This window comes from Flavobacterium sp. F52, from assembly GCF_000278705.1.
In the GTDB taxonomy this organism is placed as follows: domain Bacteria; phylum Bacteroidota; class Bacteroidia; order Flavobacteriales; family Flavobacteriaceae; genus Flavobacterium; species Flavobacterium anhuiense.
In genome coordinates this window covers 232,121-255,000 of the sequence record NZ_AKZQ01000027.1, presented here as the reverse complement: position 1 = coordinate 255,000, position 22,880 = coordinate 232,121, and the positions used below count along the sequence as shown (strand labels likewise).

The 22,880-nt window shown below is 34.9% G+C and carries 17 protein-coding genes; 11 read left to right on the top strand and 6 right to left on the bottom strand.

Going from position 1 to position 22,880, the window contains the following annotated elements:
* Window positions 1-14: 14 nt before the first annotated feature.
* Window positions 15-1,298 carry a UDP-N-acetylmuramoyl-tripeptide--D-alanyl-D-alanine ligase gene (locus tag FF52_RS14650; protein WP_008466672.1) on the bottom strand — a complete coding sequence of 428 codons (1,284 nt, stop codon included), beginning with the start codon at window positions 1,296-1,298 and terminating at the stop codon, window positions 15-17.
* A gap of 116 nt (window positions 1,299-1,414) precedes the next feature.
* A complete protein-coding gene (gene gldJ, locus FF52_RS14645; protein WP_008466671.1) occupies window positions 1,415-3,100 on the bottom strand; it encodes a gliding motility lipoprotein GldJ in 1,686 nt (561 codons plus the stop codon).
* A 212-nt stretch (window positions 3,101-3,312) separates the two neighbouring features.
* On the opposite strand from gldJ, the gene porU reads away from it, so the two are divergent.
* The 9 genes from porU (at window position 3,313) to FF52_RS23900 (ending at window position 15,675) form a co-directional block, all read left to right on the top strand.
* Window positions 3,313-7,149, top strand: coding sequence for a type IX secretion system sortase PorU (porU, locus tag FF52_RS14640; protein ID WP_008466670.1), 3,837 nt, complete (start codon window positions 3,313-3,315; stop codon window positions 7,147-7,149).
* A 40-nt stretch (window positions 7,150-7,189) separates the two neighbouring features.
* On the top strand, window positions 7,190-8,395 hold the full coding sequence (porV, locus tag FF52_RS14635; RefSeq protein ID WP_008466669.1) for a type IX secretion system outer membrane channel protein PorV: 1,206 nt from the start codon (window positions 7,190-7,192) through the stop codon (window positions 8,393-8,395).
* A gap of 80 nt (window positions 8,396-8,475) precedes the next feature.
* Complete coding sequence (gene cdd / locus FF52_RS14630) at window positions 8,476-8,958, top strand: cytidine deaminase (RefSeq protein WP_008466668.1); 483 nt, start codon at window positions 8,476-8,478, stop codon at window positions 8,956-8,958.
* Window positions 8,959-9,117: 159 nt separating this feature from the next.
* The gene (gene pdhA / locus FF52_RS14625) at window positions 9,118-10,116 is read left to right on the top strand and encodes a pyruvate dehydrogenase (acetyl-transferring) E1 component subunit alpha (RefSeq protein WP_008466667.1); all 999 of its coding nucleotides are present in this window, start codon (window positions 9,118-9,120) and stop codon (window positions 10,114-10,116) included.
* 4 nt (window positions 10,117-10,120) lie between these two features.
* Complete coding sequence (locus FF52_RS14620; protein WP_008466666.1) at window positions 10,121-11,764, top strand: pyruvate dehydrogenase complex dihydrolipoamide acetyltransferase; 1,644 nt, start codon at window positions 10,121-10,123, stop codon at window positions 11,762-11,764.
* A gap of 91 nt (window positions 11,765-11,855) precedes the next feature.
* A complete protein-coding gene (locus FF52_RS14615; RefSeq protein ID WP_008466665.1) occupies window positions 11,856-13,703 on the top strand; it encodes a hydrolase/aminopeptidase in 1,848 nt (615 codons plus the stop codon).
* Window positions 13,704-14,170: 467 nt separating this feature from the next.
* Window positions 14,171-14,701 carry a carboxymuconolactone decarboxylase family protein gene (locus FF52_RS14610; RefSeq protein WP_008466664.1) on the top strand — a complete coding sequence of 177 codons (531 nt, stop codon included), beginning with the start codon at window positions 14,171-14,173 and terminating at the stop codon, window positions 14,699-14,701.
* Window positions 14,702-14,797: 96 nt separating this feature from the next.
* A complete protein-coding gene (locus FF52_RS23905) occupies window positions 14,798-15,205 on the top strand; it encodes a hypothetical protein (protein WP_237718553.1) in 408 nt (135 codons plus the stop codon).
* Window positions 15,202-15,675, top strand: a complete 474-nt coding sequence (locus FF52_RS23900; protein ID WP_237718552.1) for a helix-turn-helix domain-containing protein — start codon at window positions 15,202-15,204, stop codon at window positions 15,673-15,675. The genes FF52_RS23905 and FF52_RS23900 overlap by 4 nt, the downstream gene beginning before the upstream one ends.
* Before the next feature lie 60 nt (window positions 15,676-15,735).
* Here FF52_RS23900 and FF52_RS14600 read toward each other — a convergent pair whose 3' ends face one another.
* Window positions 15,736-16,977, bottom strand: coding sequence for a glycosyltransferase (locus FF52_RS14600; protein ID WP_008466663.1), 1,242 nt, complete (start codon window positions 16,975-16,977; stop codon window positions 15,736-15,738).
* 113 nt (window positions 16,978-17,090) lie between these two features.
* Between FF52_RS14600 and FF52_RS14595 the strand changes: the two genes are divergently transcribed.
* Complete coding sequence (locus FF52_RS14595; protein WP_008466662.1) at window positions 17,091-17,672, top strand: tRNA-(ms[2]io[6]A)-hydroxylase; 582 nt, start codon at window positions 17,091-17,093, stop codon at window positions 17,670-17,672.
* Window positions 17,673-17,720: 48 nt separating this feature from the next.
* Window positions 17,721-20,480 carry an AsmA-like C-terminal region-containing protein gene (locus tag FF52_RS14590; protein WP_008466661.1) on the top strand — a complete coding sequence of 920 codons (2,760 nt, stop codon included), beginning with the start codon at window positions 17,721-17,723 and terminating at the stop codon, window positions 20,478-20,480.
* Between the two features lie 92 nt (window positions 20,481-20,572).
* Here the strand turns inward: FF52_RS14590 and FF52_RS14585 are convergent, their stop codons facing one another.
* From FF52_RS14585 to rplU, 3 genes are all read right to left on the bottom strand, one after another.
* Window positions 20,573-21,868 (bottom strand): hypothetical protein, encoded by a 1,296-nt coding sequence (locus tag FF52_RS14585; protein WP_237718551.1) that lies wholly within the window; start codon window positions 21,866-21,868, stop codon window positions 20,573-20,575.
* 141 nt (window positions 21,869-22,009) lie between these two features.
* Window positions 22,010-22,270, bottom strand: coding sequence for a 50S ribosomal protein L27 (gene rpmA / locus FF52_RS14580; RefSeq protein WP_008466657.1), 261 nt, complete (start codon window positions 22,268-22,270; stop codon window positions 22,010-22,012).
* Window positions 22,271-22,294: 24 nt separating this feature from the next.
* The gene (gene rplU, locus FF52_RS14575) at window positions 22,295-22,738 is read right to left on the bottom strand and encodes a 50S ribosomal protein L21 (RefSeq protein WP_008466656.1); all 444 of its coding nucleotides are present in this window, start codon (window positions 22,736-22,738) and stop codon (window positions 22,295-22,297) included.
* Window positions 22,739-22,880: the final 142 nt, after the last annotated feature.

Sequence of the window (22,880 nt, the reverse complement as noted above, 5' to 3'; positions counted from 1 at the left end):
ATGGTTTTCTTTTTTTATATACAATCTAAAGTTCGCTCTAAGGCCATACCTCTCGAACCTTTTATCAATATCATATTGGAATCAAATTTGAAGGTTTTTAGAAATTCTGCAAAGGCATCAAATGTCTCAAAAAACTGAATATTTTCATTTGAAATTTTATTGGCAAAAAATGATTTTCCTATTAAGAAGCATTGTGCTTGTTTTTGATCTGCCAAAGAATCAACAATAACCTTATGCTCATAAAGGCTTTCATCTCCCAATTCAAACATATCTCCAAGAATCATAATCTTATTTTTCTTGTCTAACTGTAAGAAATTAGTAATGGCAACAGCCATACTGCTCGGATTAGCGTTATAAGCGTCTAATATAATCTCATTTGATCCTTTTTGCATCATTTGAGATCTATTGTTTGCCGGAATATAATTTTCGATAGCACTCTTTATATCGCTTTCTTTTACATTAAAGTATTTTCCGATTGCTGTAGCTGCATTGATATTATTGGCGTTGTAAAGCCCAATTAAATGCGATTCAATTGAGAAATCATTATAATCAATAGCAACAAAAGGATTTGCAGTAATATTCTGAATATTCAAATCTGCATTTTCTTTTTTTACCCCAAAAGTAAATGATTTTATTCCTTTAGATTTTTCTATCTGAATAGGATCTTCCAGATTTACAAAAACAGTTTTTTGGTTTGCCGCAAGATATTGATACATTTCGCTTTTACCAGCAATTACACCTTCCACTCCACCAAAACCTTCCAAATGCGCTTTACCGAAATTCGTTATATATCCAAAATCAGGTTGTGCAATCTGGCACAGAAATTCGATTTCTTTTTGGTGATTGGCTCCCATTTCTACAATCCCAATTTCTGTTTCTTTGGTAAAAGAAAGCAAAGTTAATGGCACGCCTATATGATTGTTTAAATTGCCTACAGTCGCTTTTGTTTTAAACTTTTTTGACAGTACAACATTGATTAATTCTTTTGTAGTTGTTTTTCCGTTGCTACCCGTTAAGGCAACAATTGGTAGAGCCAAATAAGTTCTGTGAAATTTTGCCAATTCTTGAAGCGTTTTCAGGCTGTTTTCCACCAAAATCGTCCTATCATCAATAAAATAAGATGCATTGTCAATAACAACAAATAAAGCACCTAAATCTAATGCTTCTTTAGCAAATGTATTCGCATCAAAATTCTCTCCTTTAATGGCGAAGAACATTGAATTCTTTTCGATTTTTCTTGTATCAATAGACAGAGAACTGCACTGTAAAAACAAGTTATGAATGTCTTGAATATTCATTTATATATTTTTTAATAAGTCATAAAAGTAGAAAAAAACAATAAAAAAATTCCAAATTCCAGACTGAATATTCAGCTTTTGGAATTTGGAATTTTTAGTATTTGAATTCCTAAATCTTAGTTTCTAGGAGATTTTCTTTTTTCAGATTTTGAACCTACTCTAGACATTGCACATCTGAAACCAATATAGTCAGTTGCCATATCTTGAGGGAAATATCTTCTTTGAGCTGGATCTAACCAGTAAGCTCTATCTCTCCAAGATCCTCCTTTGTAAACTCTTACTTTATCATCAATTAAAGTTGTACGTTTACTAGAGTTATCATATTTTCTAATCATTTTTCCTAAACTGTCTGTTGTAACATTGTGTTTAGGAGAGTTGTACATTGCCTGATCTGCTTTTGGCCCAGACTCTGAATCACCAAAATCGAAAAATCTAGAAGATTGCTTATCACCATCTCTGTAGTTGATGTTATCGCTTTGGCTAAAATTTTGTCTTAAATAAGTTTCTTGTTCGTCAACAGGTACTTGAGCAATTTCTCCCGGAAGGTTTCTTGCAATAACTTTACCGTTACTTAAAGTGTCATATTTAATTGTAGATGTTGTAACAATTTCAATTTTACCATCTTTACCAATTTTGTTTTTAGCATATTGGTTACCTCTATAGTAGTTGAAATCATTTGCTTCGTTATCAATGATAGGTCTGTAAACGTCAGCTACCCATTCTGCAACGTTTCCTGCCATATCGTATAGACCGAAATCGTTTGGCGCATAACTTTTCACAGCATTTGTGATATCTGCTCCGTCATCTGACCAACCTGCAATTCCACCGTAATCACCGTTTCCTTGTTTAAAGTTAGCCAATTGGTCACCTCTGTTTTTACGTTTGTTAGAACGTGTGTAATCTCCAGACCAAGGATATTTCTTTTGTCCTTTGTAGATATTGTATTCTCTTTGTCCAACGTCAGCTGCAGCTGCATATTCCCACTCAGCTTCTGTAGGAAGTCTATATTCTGGTAAAATAATTCCAGATGAACGTTGTGCGTAAACATTTTTCTCTTCTGGCACAACACCGTCTTTACCAGCTTTAGGTCTTCTTCCAGTTGGATTTTTCTTTAAAACGATTTCTTCGCTTGCACCACGTGATGTACTTGGAGACATTAAGTATCCTTCAGTATTAAATGCATTTTCAGCATTAACATCATTTGTTTTAGCTCCTTTTTTAAGATATCCGTTTTTCTCTAAAACAGCCTCGTTAACACGGTCTGTTCTCCATTTACTAAATTCAACTGCTTGAATCCAGTTCACACCAACTACAGGATAGTTAGCATAAGATGGGTGTCTTAAATAGTTGTTAGTCATCGTTTCGTTGTATCCTAAACGATTTCTCCAAACTAATGTATCAGGAGATGCTCCTTCGTAAATGTTTTTGTAATTTTCTTCTGTTGGCGGGAAAACTTTCTTTAACCACTCTAGGTATTCTAAGTACATACCGTTCGTAACTTCAGTTTCATCCATATAGAATGATTGAACGTGTTGTTGAGTTGGCGTGTTATTCCAATCGTGCATAACATCATCCTGTACTTTACCCATAGTAAACGTACCTCCTTCAACAAAAACTAAACCAGGACCAGCCTGTTGTTTTTTACCTGCATTTCTGGCAGCAGTTCCATTCTGACTATCTACATCCCAGCCAGTAGCTCTAGAAGCGTGAGTGGAACTCGATTTTTTGCTACAACTAGCCGTGCCCAACATCAATACCATTGACATCATTAACTGCAAGACTACAATTTTGTTTACTTTCATACTCATTCTTAGGTGATAAATTTAGGTGCTGCAATATAATAATTAACATTTAATTGGCAACATCTGTTCTAATAATTTTATTTAGCTGTTTTTTACCAGAAAATAACCTTTAGTTACGAACGCAAAAATATACTTTTTATTATTACTATAACATGAAATACTATATTTTTACTTACTAATTATTTTTTAATTAAATTTCGCCTTTTTAACAGATGAAGCAAGCATTTCTAATTTACATTTTTTTAATCCCAATTCTCTCATTCTCACAGTTAAATGGGACGATAACAATCGATTGGCAAAATAAGAAAGAGGTAAATTATGGCGAAAACAAAATTATAATTCCATACTTCTCAGGAAGCAGTTTTCGCTTCGACATTACAAAAAAAAGCATAACATTGCTTCAAAACTTAAATCAGTCTGGCATTTCAAACGGCAGTTCAGCACAAATTAACAACGTAGTTTACGAATCAATTTCTCGAGCTGATTTAGGAGATTTAACACCCGAAAACATACCTGAAAAGCCAAATGAATCTGTAATAATTACAAACGCAAGAGATATAAAATATTCTTTTCTTTCTTTGTCTCCTATAATTAAGGAAGGAAACAGCTACAAACGCATAAAATCCTTTTCTTACTTTATTAGCAATTCAAACTCACGAACCGCATCGACTTCTTCATTTCAAAAATCGGCAGCAATAATAAATTCTGTTTTGGCCTCTGGCGAATGGTATCGGTTTTATATTCAGAAATCAGGCGTTTACAGAATAGACAGGTCTTTTTTACAAAGTTTAGGATTTGACGCTTCTAAAGTTGACCCAAGAAGAATAAAAATTTATGGAAATGGCGGAAGAATGCTTCCTCTTGCCAACAGCACTTATTATCCCAATGACTTAACAGAAAATGCCATACAGATAGCTGGCGAAAACGATGGTGTTTTTAACAATGAAGATTATATTCTTTTTTATGCCGAAGGAACTGACAATTGGAATTCTGAAAGCCAGACCAACTTAAATTTATATGATAGCAAATCCTACTATTATATTACTGCTTCTGGAGGAGATGGAAAACGCATTCAAAATCTAAATCAGCCGACAGGAAACAGCACTTTAGAGTTAAACACGTTTGATGACTATCAATACCACGAAATTGATCAAACCAATATTGTGCATCTTGGACGCCAGTGGCTCGGAGAATCATTTGATATTAACCAAGAACAGGAATTCTCCTTCAGCTTTTCAAACCTCGACACTTCTGTACCTGTAAAAATGGAGGTAAGCGCAGCAGCTGCATCATTAACCACCACTTCTTTTGCCATAACAGCCAACGGACAAAATGCAGGTTCGATAAGCTTTCCGCCGTTAATAGCCAACTCTGACACCAAATACACAACAGGAAAGCTCCCCTCAAATACCGAATTTACCGGAACCGACAATATCAAAATAAAACTTACCTATAATAATAATGGTGTTCCAGGATCAAAAGGCTATTTGGATTACATCAACTTAACCGCAAAACGAAAACTGTTAGGCACTGGCAAGCAATTCCATTTTCAACACAATGCAGCAGGCTCTACGGCTGGAATCGTCAATTACACAATTGGAAATGCATCACCGATAACGCAAATCTGGGACGTCACAGACCTATATAATGTTTCTAAAATTGAAAATGCCAATCAGTCTTCTTTTAGCTTTAAAGCTAATTTAGGAGAAGTTAGAAAATACGTTGCCATAGATCCTTCTGATTATTATGCTCCATTAAAAGAAAATCAATCAAAAATTGCCAATCAGAATTTAAAAGGAACACTTTTTAGAAACAGTCAAAATGTTTTTCAAGATATTGATTATGTTATTGTGACCCCAAAATCTTTAGCGTCTCAAGCGGAGCGATTAGCCAATTTTCATAGAACAAACTCCGGCTTAAACGTAAGAGTTATTTCTTTAGAAAACATCTATCAAGAATTTTCTTCAGGCAAACAAGATATTGCCGCTATTAGAAATTGTGTCAAATATATTTACGACAATGCTTCTTCACCAGATAAGAGAGTACGTTACTTAAATTTATTTGGAGACGCTTCGTACGACTACAAAGACAGAATTTCAAACAACACCAATATTGTACCTATATATCAATCTCTAATAAGTAATACTGTAGGCGAAGCTTCATTTCCCTCTGATGATTTTTATGGACTAATGGACTCCAACGAAGGAGTTATTATTCCGTCTCTTGCTGGGATTGATATTGCTTTAGGAAGAATGCTGGTTTCAGACAACGCACAAGCTCAGGAAATGGTAAACAAAGTCATAGAATATCATGACACAAAATCTTATGGAAATTGGAGAAACAATATCGTTTTAATTAGCGATGACTCTGATAGATCTGGCGACCAGACTTTACAAGCAAACCAAAATGCTCTCGCAGATCAAATCGCGACTGAAAAGCCTTTTTTTAATATTGATAAAATTTTTCTGGACGCCTATACACAGGAAGCTTCCGCTGGTGGATCGCGATATCCGAAAGCAAGAACAGATTTTTTTAATGCTTTTGAAAAGGGCGCTCTTATATTTAATTATTTAGGACATGGTGGCGAAGATGGACTGGCTAGCGAAAGAATTTGGGAGAAATCTGACGGGCAAAACCTTGCAAATCAATACAAATATCCGCTATTCATTACCATTACATGCGAATTTTCCCGTTTTGACGACCCGACAAGACCAACAGCTGGAGAATATGTGTATTGGAATCCAAAAGGAGGCGCAATTTCAATGCTGACCACTGTTAGAGAAATCGGACAGACAAATGCTGAAGAATTCAACAAAACAATTAGCAAAAATCTTCTTTCTTATGGCTCAAATCAATATAACACTATCGCCGAATCTTTAAGAATATCCAAAAATGAAAATCCGAGCTCTTCGAGCAATGTTGTCTTTTATATAGGCGATCCTGCTTTAATGCTTTCCATTCCAAAACCACGAATTAATTTAACGAAAGTAAACGATATTGTGATTTCACAAACTATTCCTGATTTAAAATCATTATCAAAAATTAAAATTTCAGGAGAAATCACAGATGAAAACAACACTCTTTTAAGCAATTACAATGGAGAATTAGCTACTGCTATTTTCGATAAATTAATTACAAATACTACCTTAAATAATGACGGTTTTAGCCCTCCAATGCAATTTAAAACTCTTGGAGAAACCATTTTTAGAGGAAATGCCTCTGTAACCAACGGACAATTTGAATTTAGTTTTGTGGTTCCTAGAGACATCAGAATACCTTTAGACAATGGAAGAATCAGCTTTTATTCGAAAAGAAATGAATCATTAGAAAACCAAACTGGCTACAACAACACAATTAAAATTGGAGGAATAAACGAAAATGCACCACAGGACAATATAAGTCCAAAAGTGAAGTTATATATGAACGATGAAACTTTTGTATCGGGAGGAATTACAAATGAATCGCCATTTCTTTTGGCATTTTTAGAAGACGAGAACGGAATAAATACAGCAAGCGGAATCGGCCATGATATTGTCGCTATTTTAGATGGAGACGTGAGCAATCCCTATATTTTGAACGATTACTATCAAACAAAATTAGACGATTACACCAACGGAAATCTACGTTTTCCATTCCGAAATTTAGCTCCTGGACTGCATACCATAAGTTTTACTGCTTGGGATGTTTACAATAATCCCGTTACGAGTGAAATCCAATTTACAGTTGTAGGAGACGATTCCTTGACATTATCACACGTTCTTAATTACCCAAATCCATTTTCAACTTATACACAATTTTGGTTTTCTCATAATAGACCTTATGAGCCATTAGATGTGCAAGTTCAGGTAATGACTATTACAGGAAAAGTAGTCTGGACAAAAAATCAAACCGTTACGACAGAAGGATTTTTATCGAGAGAAATAACATGGGACGGAAGAGACGATTTTGGCGATAGAATCGGAAAAGGAGTGTATATTTACAAACTGACTGTAAAATCTAATTTAACAAATAAAAAAGCAGAAAAATACGAAAAGCTTGTCATCCTATAATATTATATATATTTGCATCACCAAAACACTAATCCAATAAATGAAAAAACTATCACTTTTATTAATTTGTATTTTTAGCATTTACACTTCAAAGGCTCAGGAATCAAGGCCTATAGTCACTGGAGTGCCATTTTTATTAGTCGCTGCTGATGCTAGAGCAGCAGGTTTGGCTGACCAAGGTGTTGCCACTTCTGCAGACGTTTTCTCACAACAATGGAATCCTGCTAAGTATGCATTTTCTGAAGATGCACAAGGCCTTTCTATCAGTTACACTCCTTATTTAACAGATCTTGCCAATGATATTTCATTGGGTCAAGTTACGTATTACAACAAAATCAACGAACGAAGCGCGTTTGCAGGAAGTTTTCGTTATTTTGGTTTTGGAGGAATCGAGCTAAGATATACTGGAGATCCGAATGAGGCAGTAAGAGAAGTTAATCCTAACGAATTTGCTTTAGACGGATCATATTCGCTTAAACTAAGCGACAAATTCTCTATGGCTGTTGCTGCGCGTTTTATTAATTCGAATTTAAAAGTTGCTTCAGAAGAAGTTGACGCCACATCTGCAAGCTCTTTTGCTGTTGACGTAGCTGCTTTTTACCAATCGGAAGAAATTGCTTATCAGGATTTCAACGGAAGATGGAGAGCTGGTATCAACCTTCAGAATATGGGACCAAAAATCAGTTACGACAATGACAATGTAAGCTCAAACTTCTTACCTGCCAATTTAAGATTAGGAGGAGGATTTGATTTTATTTTCGACGACTACAATAAACTTACATTAAGTGCCGAACTTACTAAACTTTTAGTTCCAACACCTCCAGGAATCGGAACCCCAGTTGACGTAAATGGCGACGGAGATTTTGACGATCCTGAAGATATTTCGCAACAAGAAGCAACAGATATTGGCTATAGAAATTATAACGATATTGGCTGGTTTGAAGGAATGTTTAAATCTTTTGGCGATGCTCCAGGCGGATTTAAAGAAGAAATGAAAGAGGTAACTTACAGTATCGCTGGGGAATACATGTATCAAGATGCTTTTGCTTTCCGTTTAGGATATTACCACGAAAGCCCAGAGAAAGGTGCTAAGCAATTTTTCTCTTTAGGAGCAGGATTTAAGTACAACATCATGAAAATTGATGTTTCGTACTTATTCTCAGCTTCAAAAATAAAAAACCCTTTAGAAAATACACTTCGTTTCTCTTTAACGTTTAACTTTGGAGACAAATACGATAATTACTAAAGAGAAAAGATTAAAATAAAAATAATTCAATCCAAATTCCGGCATTTTAGGAATTTGGATTTTTTTTCCCTTATAAACAGATGAAAGAAATCAATATAACCTCTTCATTTACAATATTTGACAATTTAAATGAACTTCCAGCCGAAATTCAGGATTTAATGAATCAAGCTGTAGAAATCAGAAAAAAAGCTTATGCACCTTATTCAAAGTTTAAAGTTGGCGCTGCTTTACTTCTAGATAATGGAAAAGTTATTTTAGGTTCCAATCAAGAAAATGCGGCTTATCCGTCTGGACTTTGTGCTGAACGAACTGCTATTTTTTATGCAGGAAGCACTTATCCAGAAGCAAAAATCTTGAAAATGGCAATTACAGCAGCTTCAGACACCAATCAGACTACTGCTCCTATTCCGCCTTGCGGATCTTGCCGACAATCAATAGCAGAATATGAGATAAAACAAGACACTCCTATAGAAATCTATTTTATGGGAGAAATTGGCGAAGTTTACAAATCTTCATCTTTGAAAAACTTACTCCCTTTGATGTTCGATAAAAAGTTCTTGTAAAAAAAAGCCAAAAAGTAGTCATTTAATTTTAGTTCTTAAATGTAATGTCTTATTTTTGCATCCCGACCTTTCGGGCGCAAATTTGTGGGAGGAAACTATTTTGCGTTACAGGCACAATAATCGATAACACAAACAACTTTAGCAAAAGAAAGAATTCAGATGAAAGAAGTTACAAAAGAGGTATATTTAAAGTGGTATGAGGACATGCTGCTTTGGAGAAAGTTTGAAGACAAACTTGCAGCATTATACATCCAACAAAAAGTTAGAGGTTTTCTACACCTATATAATGGTCAAGAAGCTGTATTAGCTGGCGCATTGCACGCTATGGATTTGACCAAAGACAAAATGATTACTGCTTACAGAAACCACGTTCAGCCAATCGGTATGGGAGTTGATCCTAGAAACGTAATGGCAGAACTTTTAGGAAAAGCAACAGGGACTTCTAAAGGTATGGGAGGTTCTATGCACATTTTCTCTAAAGAACATGGTTTTTATGGTGGGCACGGAATCGTAGGTGCTCAAATTCCTGTGGGAGCTGGTATTGCTTTCGCAGACAAATATTTTAACACTGGCGGTGTTACCTTAACTTATTTTGGTGACGGAGCTGCTAGACAAGGTTCTCTTCACGAAGCTTTCAATATGGCAATGTTATGGAAACTTCCAGTTGTGTTTATCGTTGAAAACAACGGTTATGCAATGGGAACTTCTGTAGAAAGAACTGCAAACCACACTGACATCTGGAAATTAGGTTTAGGTTACGAAATGCCTTGCGGACCTGTTGACGGAATGAACCCTGTAAAAGTTGCTGAAGCAATGCACGAAGCTATCGAAAGAGCTCGTCGCGGAGATGGACCAACTTTCCTTGAAATGAAAACGTACCGTTACAGAGGACACTCTATGTCTGATGCACAATTATACCGTTCTAAAGAAGAGGTTGAAGAGTACAAAAAAATCGACCCAATTACTCAAGTTCTTGATGTAATCTTGGATCAAAAATATGCTACTGAAGAAGAAATTGAAGTAATTGACCAAAGAGTTAAAGACTTGGTTGAAGAGTGTGCGAAATTTGCCGAAGAATCTCCATACCCAGACTTACAACAATTATACGATGTAGTATACGCACAAGAAGACTATCCATTTACACCTCATAAATTATAATATCATGGCGATTAAAGTAACAATGCCTCGTTTGAGCGATACTATGACTGAAGGAACGGTAGCAACTTGGCTTAAAAAAGTAGGCGACAAAGTAAGCGAAGGTGATATCTTAGCTGAAATTGAAACAGACAAAGCAACAATGGAGTTCGAATCTTTTAACGAAGGAACTCTTTTACATATCGGAATTCAAGCTGGAGAAACTGCTCCTGTTGATTCATTATTAGCAATCATTGGTAAAGAAGGAGAAGATATTTCTGCTCTTTTAGCTGGTGGTGACGCTCCAGCTGCTGAAGCTCCAAAAGCGGATGCTCCTGCTGCTGAAGCAAAAACTGAAGCTGCTGCTCCTGCAAAAGCTGCAGCTGAATTACCAAAAGGTGTTGTAGTAGTAACTATGCCACGTTTAAGTGATACAATGACAGAAGGTACAGTAGCAACTTGGTTGAAAAAAGTTGGTGATACTGTAGCTGAAGGAGATATTTTAGCAGAAATTGAAACTGACAAAGCTACTATGGAGTTTGAGTCTTTCAATGCTGGAACATTATTATACATCGGAATTCAAGAAGGAAGCACTGCTCCTGTTGACAGCTTATTAGCTATCATCGGACCTGCAGGAACTGACATTTCTGGAGTTGCTGATAACTTTACTGCTGGTGGCGCTGCAACTGCAAGCGCTCCTGCTGCCGAAGAAACAAAAGCTACACCTGCTGCTACACAAGCGACAGAAGCTGTTGCTGAAACTTCAAACGGAGGAAGAATTTTAGCTTCTCCATTAGCTAAAAAAATTGCTTCTGATAAAGGAATTCAATTAAGCCAAGTTAAAGGATCTGGAGAAAACGGAAGAATCGTAAAAAGCGATATCGAGAACTTTACTCCATCTGCACAAGCACAAACTACTGCTTTAGCACCTGCTGCTAAACAAGAAGCATCTGCTCCTGCTGCTCCAAAAGTATTCATTCCTGCTGGTGAAGTTTACACAGAAGAGATCAAAAATTCTCAAATGCGTAAAATCATTGCAAAACGTCTTTCTGAATCTTTATTCACTGCTCCTCACTACAACTTAGTGATCGAAGTAAGTATGGACGAAGCTATGCAAGCTAGAGCCGCTATCAACAGCGTTCCAGATACAAAAGTATCTTTCAACGATATGGTAATCAAAGCTTGTGCTTTAGCATTGAAAAAACACCCAAAAATCAACTCTACTTGGAAAGAAGATGCTATCATCATCAACCACCACGTAAACATTGGTGTTGCTGTAGCTGTTGAAGACGGATTAGTTGTTCCTGTATTGAAATTTACTGACGCTATGAGTTTATCTCAAATTGGAGGTTCAGTGAGAGACCTTGCTGGAAGAGCTAAAAACAAAAAATTGGGACCACAAGAAATGGAAGGAAGTACTTTTACAGTATCTAACCTTGGTATGTTTGGTATCACTGAATTCAATTCAATTATCAACCAGCCAAACTCTGCAATCCTTTCTGTAGGTGCAATTGTGGAGAAACCAGTAGTTAAAAACGGTCAAATCGTAGTTGGAAACACAATGATGTTATCATTAGCTTGCGACCACAGAACAATTGACGGTGCAACTGGCGCTCAGTTCTTACAAACATTAAAACAATACATCGAAAGCCCAGTTACAATGTTGGCGTAATCGTTGTTAATTTTATAATTAAATCCCATTTTGTTTATTCAAAATGGGATTTTTTATTTAATTTTCATCCTCAAATTCAAAACCTCGCAAAATGAAGAAACTAATTCTTGTCACTTTATTTCTGACAGCAATTGCCTGCCAGAAAAAAGAGAAAACAGAAAAAACTGCTGCTGTTACAGACGAACACAGTTACTCTAAACCAGAACTTGCTGTTGCAAAACATCTTGATTTGGACATCAAAGTTGATTTTGACACTCAGACCATTTCAGGAAAAGCATCTTGGACAATTGACAACATCAGTAAAGGAAATGAAATTATTTTCGACGAAAACACTTTAAATATTACCAAAGTAACTTTAGGCGACGAAGAAAAAGAAACTAAATTCGAGCTTGGAAAAGACACAGAATTTCACGGGAAACCGCTTCATATCACTATTGAACCCAACACGACTAAAGTAAACATTTACTACAACACCACTAAAGATGGTGTTGCACTACAATGGCTTAAACCAGAACAAACTGCAGACAAAAAGAAACCTTTTGTTTTCTCTCAAGGCGAAAGCGTTTGGTCTAGAACTTGGATTCCATGTCAAGATTCGCCAGGAGTTCGTTTTACTTACAATGCAAAAGTTACGGTTCCGAAAGATTTATTAGCGGTTATGAGCGCTGTAAATCCGCAGAAGAAAAATGAGACTGGAGTTTATACTTTCAAACAAGACAAAGCAATTCCTTCTTATTTAATGGCAATTGCAGTTGGAGACATCGAATTTCAGGCAATAGACAAAAGAACTGGAGTTTATGCAGAACCATCTGTTTTAAAAAGCGCTGCTTATGAATTTGCTGAGCTAGGCAAAATGGTAAATGCAGCAGAAAAATTATACGGACCATACAGATGGGGACGTTATGATGTTTTGGTTTCACCTCCAAGTTTCCCTTATGGCGGAATGGAGAATCCGAACTTGACTTTCTTAACTCCAGGAGTACTTGCTGGAGATCGTTCGCTTACGAGTTTGTTAGCACACGAATTAGGACACAGCTGGAGCGGAAACCTAGTTACAAACGCAACTTGGGATGATATTTGGTTAAACGAAGGTTTTACCACTTATGTTGAACACAGAATTGGAGAAGCAATCTTCGGAAAAAAAGAATTTGACATGCAAAACGTTATCACCAACAAAGAATTGGTTGATAATGTTGCTGAATATGGAGACACAAATCCAGATACAAGATTAAAAGTTAGTTTGACAGGAAGAAATCCTGACGACGGAATTAGCATGATTCCTTATGTAAAAGGATATTCTTTTTTAAGAGTTATTGAAAATGCCGTTGGACGCGACAAATTTGATCCATTCATTAAAAACTATTTTGATTCTCATGCTTTTCAATCTATCACAACAGAAGATTTTGTAAAGTATTTAAACGAAAATCTTATCAAAGGAGATAAAGCTTTAGCAGATAAAATCCAATTAGATAACTGGATTTACAAACCAGGAATTCCATCAAACATCGTTCCTGTAAGTTCAGCCGATTTTGATGCAATTGACGCAATTCAAAAAAGCTGGAGAGAAACTGGCGTCGCTGGTTTAAGCAAAAAAATCACAACTACTGCCGAAAAACAACATTTTATTGACCATCTTCCAGCTGATATTACAGCAAAAGAAATGGAAGCAATTGATAAAGAATTCAACTTTACTAAAGGAGGTAATTTCATTATTAAGCGCCAATGGTTTGTTCAAGCCATTCGTCATCAATATAAAGCTGCTGATCCTGCAATTGAGCAATTCTTAATTGGAAGCAGCAGAACTGGATCTATCATGATGCTTTACAAAGAAATGGTCAAAACTCCAGAAGGAAAAGTTTGGGCTAAAAAAGTTTTCGATAAAGCAAAATCTGGTTATCATGCAACCACTATTCAGGATGCTGCAAGTGTTTTGAAATAGTTTTTTCAAAATTATAACTCTAAAAAGAGGCTGTTCTTTAGGAACAGCCTCTTTTTTTACGCCTTATTTGTCATTTCGACGAAGGAGAAATCTTCACAAGAAGCTCAACAAAGATTGGATTCTCATTGTGGAGTTACTCGCGAAGATTTCTCCTTCGTCGAAATGACAAGATTGCGTGAATTGTTTGCAGAATTTCTAGTGCGATTTCTCGTTCCTCGAAATGACAAACTACACGAAAAACAATCTTATAAAAACGAGTGCCCTAGCCCCGATAGAAGTGGAAATCCTTTTGTGCCGGTGTTCGGCACAAAAGATTGGAACGGATAGCGGGAAATAGCTCCTATAAAACATCAGGGAAAATTATCCATCACATAGCGTACATTCTCCATGTTCTAAAACCTGTAATCGTCGCAACTTTGTAATGTCAAAAGACAACAACAAATAACAACTTTAAAAAATTAAATAAAATGGCACGATTAACAGCATTAAACCCAGAAGAAGTAACAGGAAAAACTAAAGATTTATTCAACGCAGTTCAAGCAAAATTAGGCGTTGTACCAAACATGATGAGAACAATGGGAAATTCTCCAGCAGTTTTGGAAGGATATTTAAACCTAAGCGGCGCTTTGAGCCACGGAAAATTAAGTGCAAAAACAGGAGAACTAATCGCTTTGGCAGTCTCAGAAAGCAACTCTTGCGATTACTGTTTAGCAGCTCACACTTTTATAGGAGAAAAATTAGTAAAAGCAGATCCAGCAGTTTTAAAAGCAGCAAGATCTGGAAATTCTGATGACGCGAAAACAGAAGCGATTTTACAATTGGCCAAAACACTAATCAGTAAAGGCGGTTTAGTAAACGATGAAGATGTAAATAAAGCCAAAAATGCAGGAGTTTCTGATGCTGAAATTGCAGAAACTATCGGTCACGTAGCTTTAAACGTTTTAACAAACTACTTTAATAATGTAGCAAATACTGAAATAGACTTCCCAACAGTTTAATCAAGATTTACACATTTACTATAACAAAAAACAATTTATAAAGATAGCTACGGATTTATTTCATGGCTATCTTTATGCTTTCAAAAACAAAAACTCATGAGTTCTCAAAATGTTTTTACTTTAATCAATCCGCAAAACGGAAATTTAGCTTTTAAAATTCTTCCTTTTGATGACAACAGCCATTTCGACCATTTACAGCGAAACAATTATTACTCTTTAATTTGGGTCACTAAAGGAAAAGGCAAAGTAAAAGTTGATTTTGCAGAACATCATTTTGAAGAAAACTCACTTCTCGCCTTTTCTCCGTATCAGCCTTTTATGCTTTGTGTAAGCGAACCGATTGAAGGAATTGCCATTCATTTTCATCCTGATTTTTACTGCATTCATATGCATCAAAAGAGGTTTCGTGCAATGGTGTTTTGTTCAATAACATTTACCAACCTCCATATGTGCAAGTTACAGAACAAGCTTCGCAAACTTTTAATATGGTTATTGATCAAATGAAAGCTGAAATTCAAAACGCAGAATTGGCACAATATGAATTGCTAATTTCTTATTTAAAGATTTTTCTAATTACGGCTTCAAGGCTAAAAACAGAGCAATTGGAAGAAATGAAATCGGTTCCAGATTCTAAAGAACCTGTCATTCTTCAAAGCTTGAAAGATGCGATTGAATTGAATTTTAAAACCAAACATTCTGCCGGAAATTATGCCGAATTATTGAATATTTCTCCAAAAGCACTGGCGAAATTGTCTAAGAACTATTTCAATAAAACTTTAACTGATTTAATTTCGGAAAGAATTATTATTGAAGCTAAAAGAGAACTTTATCTAACCAACAAAACTGTAAAAGAAATCGCGTACGAATTAGGCTATGACGATGAGCATTATTTCAGCCGTTTCTTTAAGACGAATGCCGATGTTTCTCCTCAAATTTATCGTGAAACAGTAGGTTTTGGCAAAATGGATGCTTAAAGTTTGAAGTCGCAGTTTTCAGTCGCAGTTTATCAGTAATCACTGACCTGAAAACTGAGATTATTTATTCTTCGCTTCAATCCATTTGGACATATACATTGTACTTTTAAACGCATGATGCTGCAGCAGATTTCCCATAAAATTGTGAAGACGATGACTTTTGGAATCAATCAAAAGAGAATTTACCAATGAAATTAATTCATTTGAGTAATTACTTTTCTGATAACATTTATTGATGATTTCGATTCCGGTTTTTTGAGACTGCTTCCAAAGATTTTCATTTTGATACAGCGCAATAGCTTTTTTAGCAAATTCTACTGCATCATCTTCAATACAGCCATTCCAAGGCAGACCGCCGTGCATAGCTTCAGAACCAACAGATGTTGTTGCGCTTGGCGTTCCGCATTGCATAGCTTCTAATAATTTTCCTTTCAGACCTGCTCCAAAACTAATTGGCGCTAAAACTACTTTGGCATTTTTCACAATTTCATTAGCATCTTCTGCCCTTCCCATAATGAAAAACCCGTTTTTAGGCTGATGCAACTGCAATACTTTTTGCGAAGGATAAGCACCATAAACCTTCAAAACTGCTTCTGGAAAATCTTTTTTTATAATAGGCCAAATGGCTTCTTTTAAATATTGAACGGTATTCCAATTGGGCTCGTGAAGAAAATTTCCAATAAAAACAAAATCATTTCGTTTTTCAAAAGAAGGCAATTCTAGCAAATCTTCTTCTTTCATTTCATCAACCAAAAAAGGAAGATAAAAGAGTAAATCCTCATTGATTTTAAAAACCTCTTTCAGAATATTCATTTCAAATTCTGATATAATCAAAGATAAATCGCAACGTAAAATACTGGCAATTTCTCTTTTTGCTACTTCTTCAGACAGTAAATCTTCTAGTTCAAAAATGCGGTTTTCTTTAAATGCTTTTTGCCTTGCGGTTCGCAGACAATGCAAATCTTCCGTATCTAAAATTCGGATTGCATTTGGGCATTTTTCAACAACTCGCCAACCAAACTGTTCTTCGACCATAAAACGATCAAATAAGACAACATCTGGATTTAATTCGGCTACAAAATCATCAAAACTTGAAGAATTAAGTTCGATGCTTTTTTTTATTACTCCAAATTCAGACAAATCAACCATAAAATCGCTGTCCTGAGCCGCACTTGCAAATGTGATTTCAAATCCATTTTCCTTAAAAATAGAAATCAATTGCATCATTCTTCCGCCTGCTGCAGAAGACTTTGGCTCGGGCCAGACAAACCCAACAATTAAAAGTTTTTTTATTTGATTCATAAACTTTGTTTCACATTACAAAATAATGCTTTTTTCCGCGGATTTGCACCCAATTTCCTGAAATTCGGTCGCAAAAAAACACTAATTTTGCAAAATCTAAATGCTGGGAAATTATGTTGGGATTAAAATTAGCTACAGACCCTCGCTGGGTAAATATCGTTGAGTCAAATATCGAAGAAATTTTAACGGATCATGCCTGGTGCGAACAAAAAGCGGCTTCAAACGCGATTAGTATCGTCACTTACAACTCTGAAATTGAAGAACTGGTAACCGAAATGCTTAAAATTGCCAGAGAAGAACTGGAACATTTTCAGATGGTTCATAACATTATAAAACAACGCGGACTTACTTTGGGACGTGAACGAAAAGATCATTATGTAAATGAACTTTTCAAATTCATGAAAAAAGACGGAAGCAGAAGAGATGCTCTGTGCGACAGATTATTGTTTTCGGCAATGATTGAGGCCAGAAGCTGCGAACGCTTTAAAGTGCTTTCAGAAAATATAAAAGACGAAGAATTGGCTAAATTCTACCGCGATTTAATGATTTCTGAAGCAGGACATTACACTACTTTTTTAGGATTTGCCAGAAAATATCAAGACAATATTGACATTGATAAAAGATGGAAGGAATGGATTGAATATGAAGGTTCTATCATTACCAATTATGGTAAAAGTGAAACCGTTCACGGATAAATTATATTCTTTTTCAATTCTATTTTAATATAAAAACCACAATTCGCTATGCAGAAAAATAAATCCAGATCAATCGTTTTTAAAATTGCGAAGTATACCGGAATAACCTTTGCGGTAATTATCGGATTATTATTTTTAACGCCTATCGTCTTTGAGGATCAGATTAAAGAACAAATTAAGAAAACGGCTAACGAAAGATTAAGCGCTGAACTGAATTATTCTGATGTTTCGGTGTCATTTTTTCACCATTTTCCATCACTTACCTTGACCTTAGACAACTTAAGTTTGAATGGTTCGGCTCCATATACCAACGAAAAATTCATTACCGCAAAAGAGGTTTCTTTCGGAATAAATGTAGCGAGTCTGATTTTCAGCAAATCGGTAAAAATTGATCAGATTTATTTATCAGATTCTTTTATAAACGTAAAAGTAAATCCGGAAGGAGAAGCGAATTACAACATCTACAAATCACAAGAACAGGCTTCTAAAGCTAAGGACAGCAGTGATACAGCGCTAAAACTAGAACGAATCGAAATTTTAAACAGTAAAATTGTTTATGATGATAAATCGACTAAAGTCCATTTTGACGCATACGGATTTAACTATTTAGGAAAAGGAGATTTAAACAAAGCTGTTTTCGATTTATATTCTAAAGCGAACATCGAAAAATTAAATATCGTCTACGAAGACGAACCATATTTAATGAACAAAAAGATTGATGCTGATCTGATTACAAAAGTAAACATCAACTCGCTTTCTTTCTTTTTCCAGCAAAACAACCTTAAAATCAACCAGCTGTTGGTCGATTTTAAAGGGAAATTCGATATTTTAAAGGACGGCTACAATATGGATTTCGTTATTAAATCTAATAACAGCAAACTTTATGACGTCTTTACAGCATTGCCTCCAAAATACATTACATGGCTTTCTAAAACAGATTTAAAAGGCAATACAGATCTGCTTTTGACCTTAAAAGGAAAATATATTACTTCTGAAAACATTGCGCCGGATTTAGATTTGGATGTAAAAGTAACTGACGGTTTTGTCAATTATAACAAAAGCGCATTTCCTGTCTCCAACCTTAATTTAGACATCAAAACAACTGTCCCTTCTCTAAATCCAGATTTGGTAATTGTTGACGCAAAAAACTTATCGCTAAACATCAATCAGGATTATTTAAAATCGAAATTCTTGATTAAAGGCGTAAACACGCCAGATATTAATGCTGATTTTAAAGCTAAAATTGATCTTGAGAAATTAATCAAGTCACTTGGGATTCCTGATATCGAATTAAAAGGAACTTTGGCCGGCGATGTAAAAGCAAACGGAATCTTTGATCAAAAAAACAAACGTTTCCCTGTTACAAACGGAGTTCTTAATTTGGATAACGGTTATTTAAAAACGCCATACTATCCAAATCCGATTACAGATATTACGATTAAATCAAAAATAGAAAACCAGAAAGGAACATTTGCCGATCTGAAAGTAAATTTACAACCAACACAATTTACTTTTGAAGGCAAACCTGTTTTTGTGCAAGCTGATTTAAGCAATTTTGACGATTTGACTTATGATGTAAAAGCCAAAGGTGAATTGGACATCAGCCGAATTTACAAAGTTTTCTCTCAGAAAGGTCTTGATTTAGATGGTTTTGTAAAAGCCGACGTATCTTTAAAAGGAAAACAAAGTGATGCTGAAAAAGGCAATTACAGCAAATTAAACAATAAAGGAACGCTCGAATTAAGAAATATCGGAATTGCTTCTGAATACCTCCCAAAGAAATTTATTATCAAAGAAGGAATTTTTAAAATCAATCAGGATAAAATGTCTTTCAATAATTTCCTTGCTGCATACGGGCAATCTGATTTTAAAATGAATGGATATTTACAGAACGTTTTCAATTACATGACGACCAAAGGTGTTTTAAAAGGCTCTTTTAAAGTTACTTCTCGATATATAAATGTTGACGAATTCATGTCGAGCGTAGATCCAAATACATCTGTAACACAGACTTCTGCTCCTAAAAAAGAAGCAAAACCATCTGAAAACACTCAGACTGGCGTTATCATTATTCCAACCAATTTAAACTTACAGTTGATTGCCAATGCTCAAAAAGTATATTTTGACAAATTAAATCTTCAAAATGCAACTGGAAATCTAACTATGAAAAATGGCAAATTGACCATGCAGAATACTGGTTTTAATTTAATTGGATGCAACGTTTCTATGAATGCCAATTATCAAGCTGTAACGCCACAAAAAGCCAATTTTGATTACGCCATCAAAGCAACCGATTTTGATATAAAACGAGCGTATAATGAAATCGAAGTTTTCAGAAAAATGGCAAGTGCCGCAGAAAAAGCGCAAGGAATTGTTTCATTAGATTACCAGCTTAAAGGCCGTTTAAACGGAAATATGAATCCTGTTTATCCTTCTCTTATTGGTGGCGGAACTCTTTCTGTAAAAGATGTAAAAGTTAGAGGTTTGAAAATGTTTAATGCCGTAAGCAAGCAAACCAATTCTGAATCTATGAAAAATCCAGATCTTTCTAAAGTGGACATTAAAACAACGGTTAAGAACAATATCATAACTGTAGACCGCTTTAAATTTAAGTTTGCAGGCTTTAGACCAAGAATTGAAGGCACAACAAGCCTAGACGGAAAACTGAACTTAAAAATGCGTTTAGGATTACCTCCTTTTGGTATTTTCGGAATTCCATTAACGGTTACTGGAACTCAAGATAATCCAAAAGTAAAAGTCGGTAAGAAAACAGAAGATTTGGAAGAAACTAAGGATACTGAAGATTAAAATTTCAAACTACAAAATTCCAAACTAGATCTCCACATATTAACCTTTGTCAAAGTTTAAAACTTTGACAAGGTTTTTCTTTTACAGATAACTTAAACTGTAAATATTTGTGTAGAAAGATATAAAATCCCTTTTCCCATCAGCCACAACAGTAAAGCTAAACCAAGAAGTTTCCATGCCCAGCCTCTTCCTCTTTTCCAATCTGAGAAAAAAGAAAAAGCTTCCATGTACTTTAGTATTATAAACAAAGTTGATCCTATAATTGTAAACCAGATCACTTCGTTTAAGTGAAGATAAAAACCGTACATAAAAACGGCGCTAAAAAACAGAAGGGTGACTAATTGTATAAAATAATAGTTTCTAAAACTGTATTTATGATTCATTTTTAATGATAAAATTAAAAATGACAATATCAATAAACCAATTAGAGCCGAGATAATATTATAAAAAATAAGATTTTCTTGCAGTGCCAATACTATCGCGACAATAACCGCAACAACAGTGCAAGCCGCAAGAGAATTAACGCTTCTGTCTCTATCATCTTCTTTATAAAAGGGAAATAAAACAGGATAAATATATTTTTCTAAGGAACGCCAGAAAGGCAAAGCATAAACCGCAGCAATTCCAGACAAAACTACTTCGTAATTATAAAAAATATCGGCAGGAACTTTATACAGCACATATAAAAGTGCAATTGTAACTATAAAAGCCGGAAAACATATCGTTTTTATGGTTTCCCAAGAATCTTTGCCCCAAAAATTATTTTCTATTTCATAAGCATACTTCTTAATCCAGTATTCTTTTGTAAACAAAGCCGTAGACTGACTCCATAACAAAAACAAGCCTAGATGTATAATTACGGTTCGCAATACAAATTCTTCAACAATACAGCCATAAATTACACAAGCTGCTCCAATTAAAAGCAATTCAAGAGTCAGTAAAACCGGTGAAAACAAAATCCTTACTATAGGAGCCAAATGATTCACCAAAAATCGAATTAGTAGACTCCAATATTTTTTAAACAAAGCAATAACAGCACAAATAGCTATAAATGCAGAAAGATAAAACATCCAATTGGTTAGCAATTGCGTCTGCATCCACAATTGAACAGCAGAATCTTTTTGCGGAGTATAAACAATATCTGAATTTAGAAAAATCTCTTTTGCTAGCTCATCTCTTAGATTATTACTTAAATCAGGAAGTTCATTTTTATGCGCATTCCAAAACTTATTTGTATTGAAACCATTCTTATTTAGAACTTCAAATTCATACAGAACATTTTTCTGCTTATTGCTTAAAACACTCAAATGAATAGCAACACTATCTGATACAACTTTACCGTAAGTGCTTATACAGAACAAAAGGGCAAATAAAAATATTTTTTTCAACTTATAACATTTAAAGAGTTTGAAGATATCCAATTATCCCCAATTTTACAAATGTAAGTTTTCTACTAAATCACAATGTATTAAAAATAAAAAACCCGATCTTTTCAGAACGGGTTTTTTATAAAAAGTAATCTATGATTATTATGCCTCGAATGGGATAATAGATACATAAGATTTGTTATCTCTTTTCTTTTGGAACTTAACAACTCCATCAACTTTAGCATGTAAAGTGTGATCTTTACTGATGTAAACGTTTTCACCTGGATTGTGTTTTGAACCTCTTTGTCTAACGATGATGTTTCCAGCAATAGCAGCTTGACCACCATAAATCTTAACGCCTAGACGTTTTGATTCTGATTCTCTACCATTCTTCGAACTACCGACACCTTTCTTGTGAGCCATGACGTATGAGTTTAAATATTGTTATTATTCTTTAGTAGTCTCTTTTTTTGCTTTTGGAGCTGCTTTTTTTGCTTTTGGAGCTGCTTCTACTTCTTCAGTAGCTGCTGCATCTTCTGCTACAACTGCTTTTTTAGCTGCTGCTTTTTTTGTTCCTCCTGCTGCAGTAATACCTTCAATTACAATTTGAGTAAGATATTGTCTGTGACCATTTCTTTTTTTGTATCCTTTTCTTCTTTTCTTTTTGAAAACGATAACTTTATCTCCTTTTAAGTGTTGTAACACTTTAGCTTCTACTGAAGCACCTTCTATAGCTGGGGCGCCTAAAGTTACATTTCCATTGTCATCTAACAAAAGAACTTTGTCAAAAGAAACTTTTGAACCTTCTTCGTTAGCTAAACGGTGAACATAAACCTTTAAGTCTTTGCTTACTTTAAATTGTTGCCCTGCTATCTCTACGATTGCATACATATCAAATTGATTTATTGAATTTTAAGGTTGCAAATATACAACTAATAATTTACTATGCAACCCATAAAAGCAAAAATATTTTCTGCTAAAAAATCCTTGTTTTTCAAGCAGTTCCGCACAGAAAACAAAATTAATTTAAAGT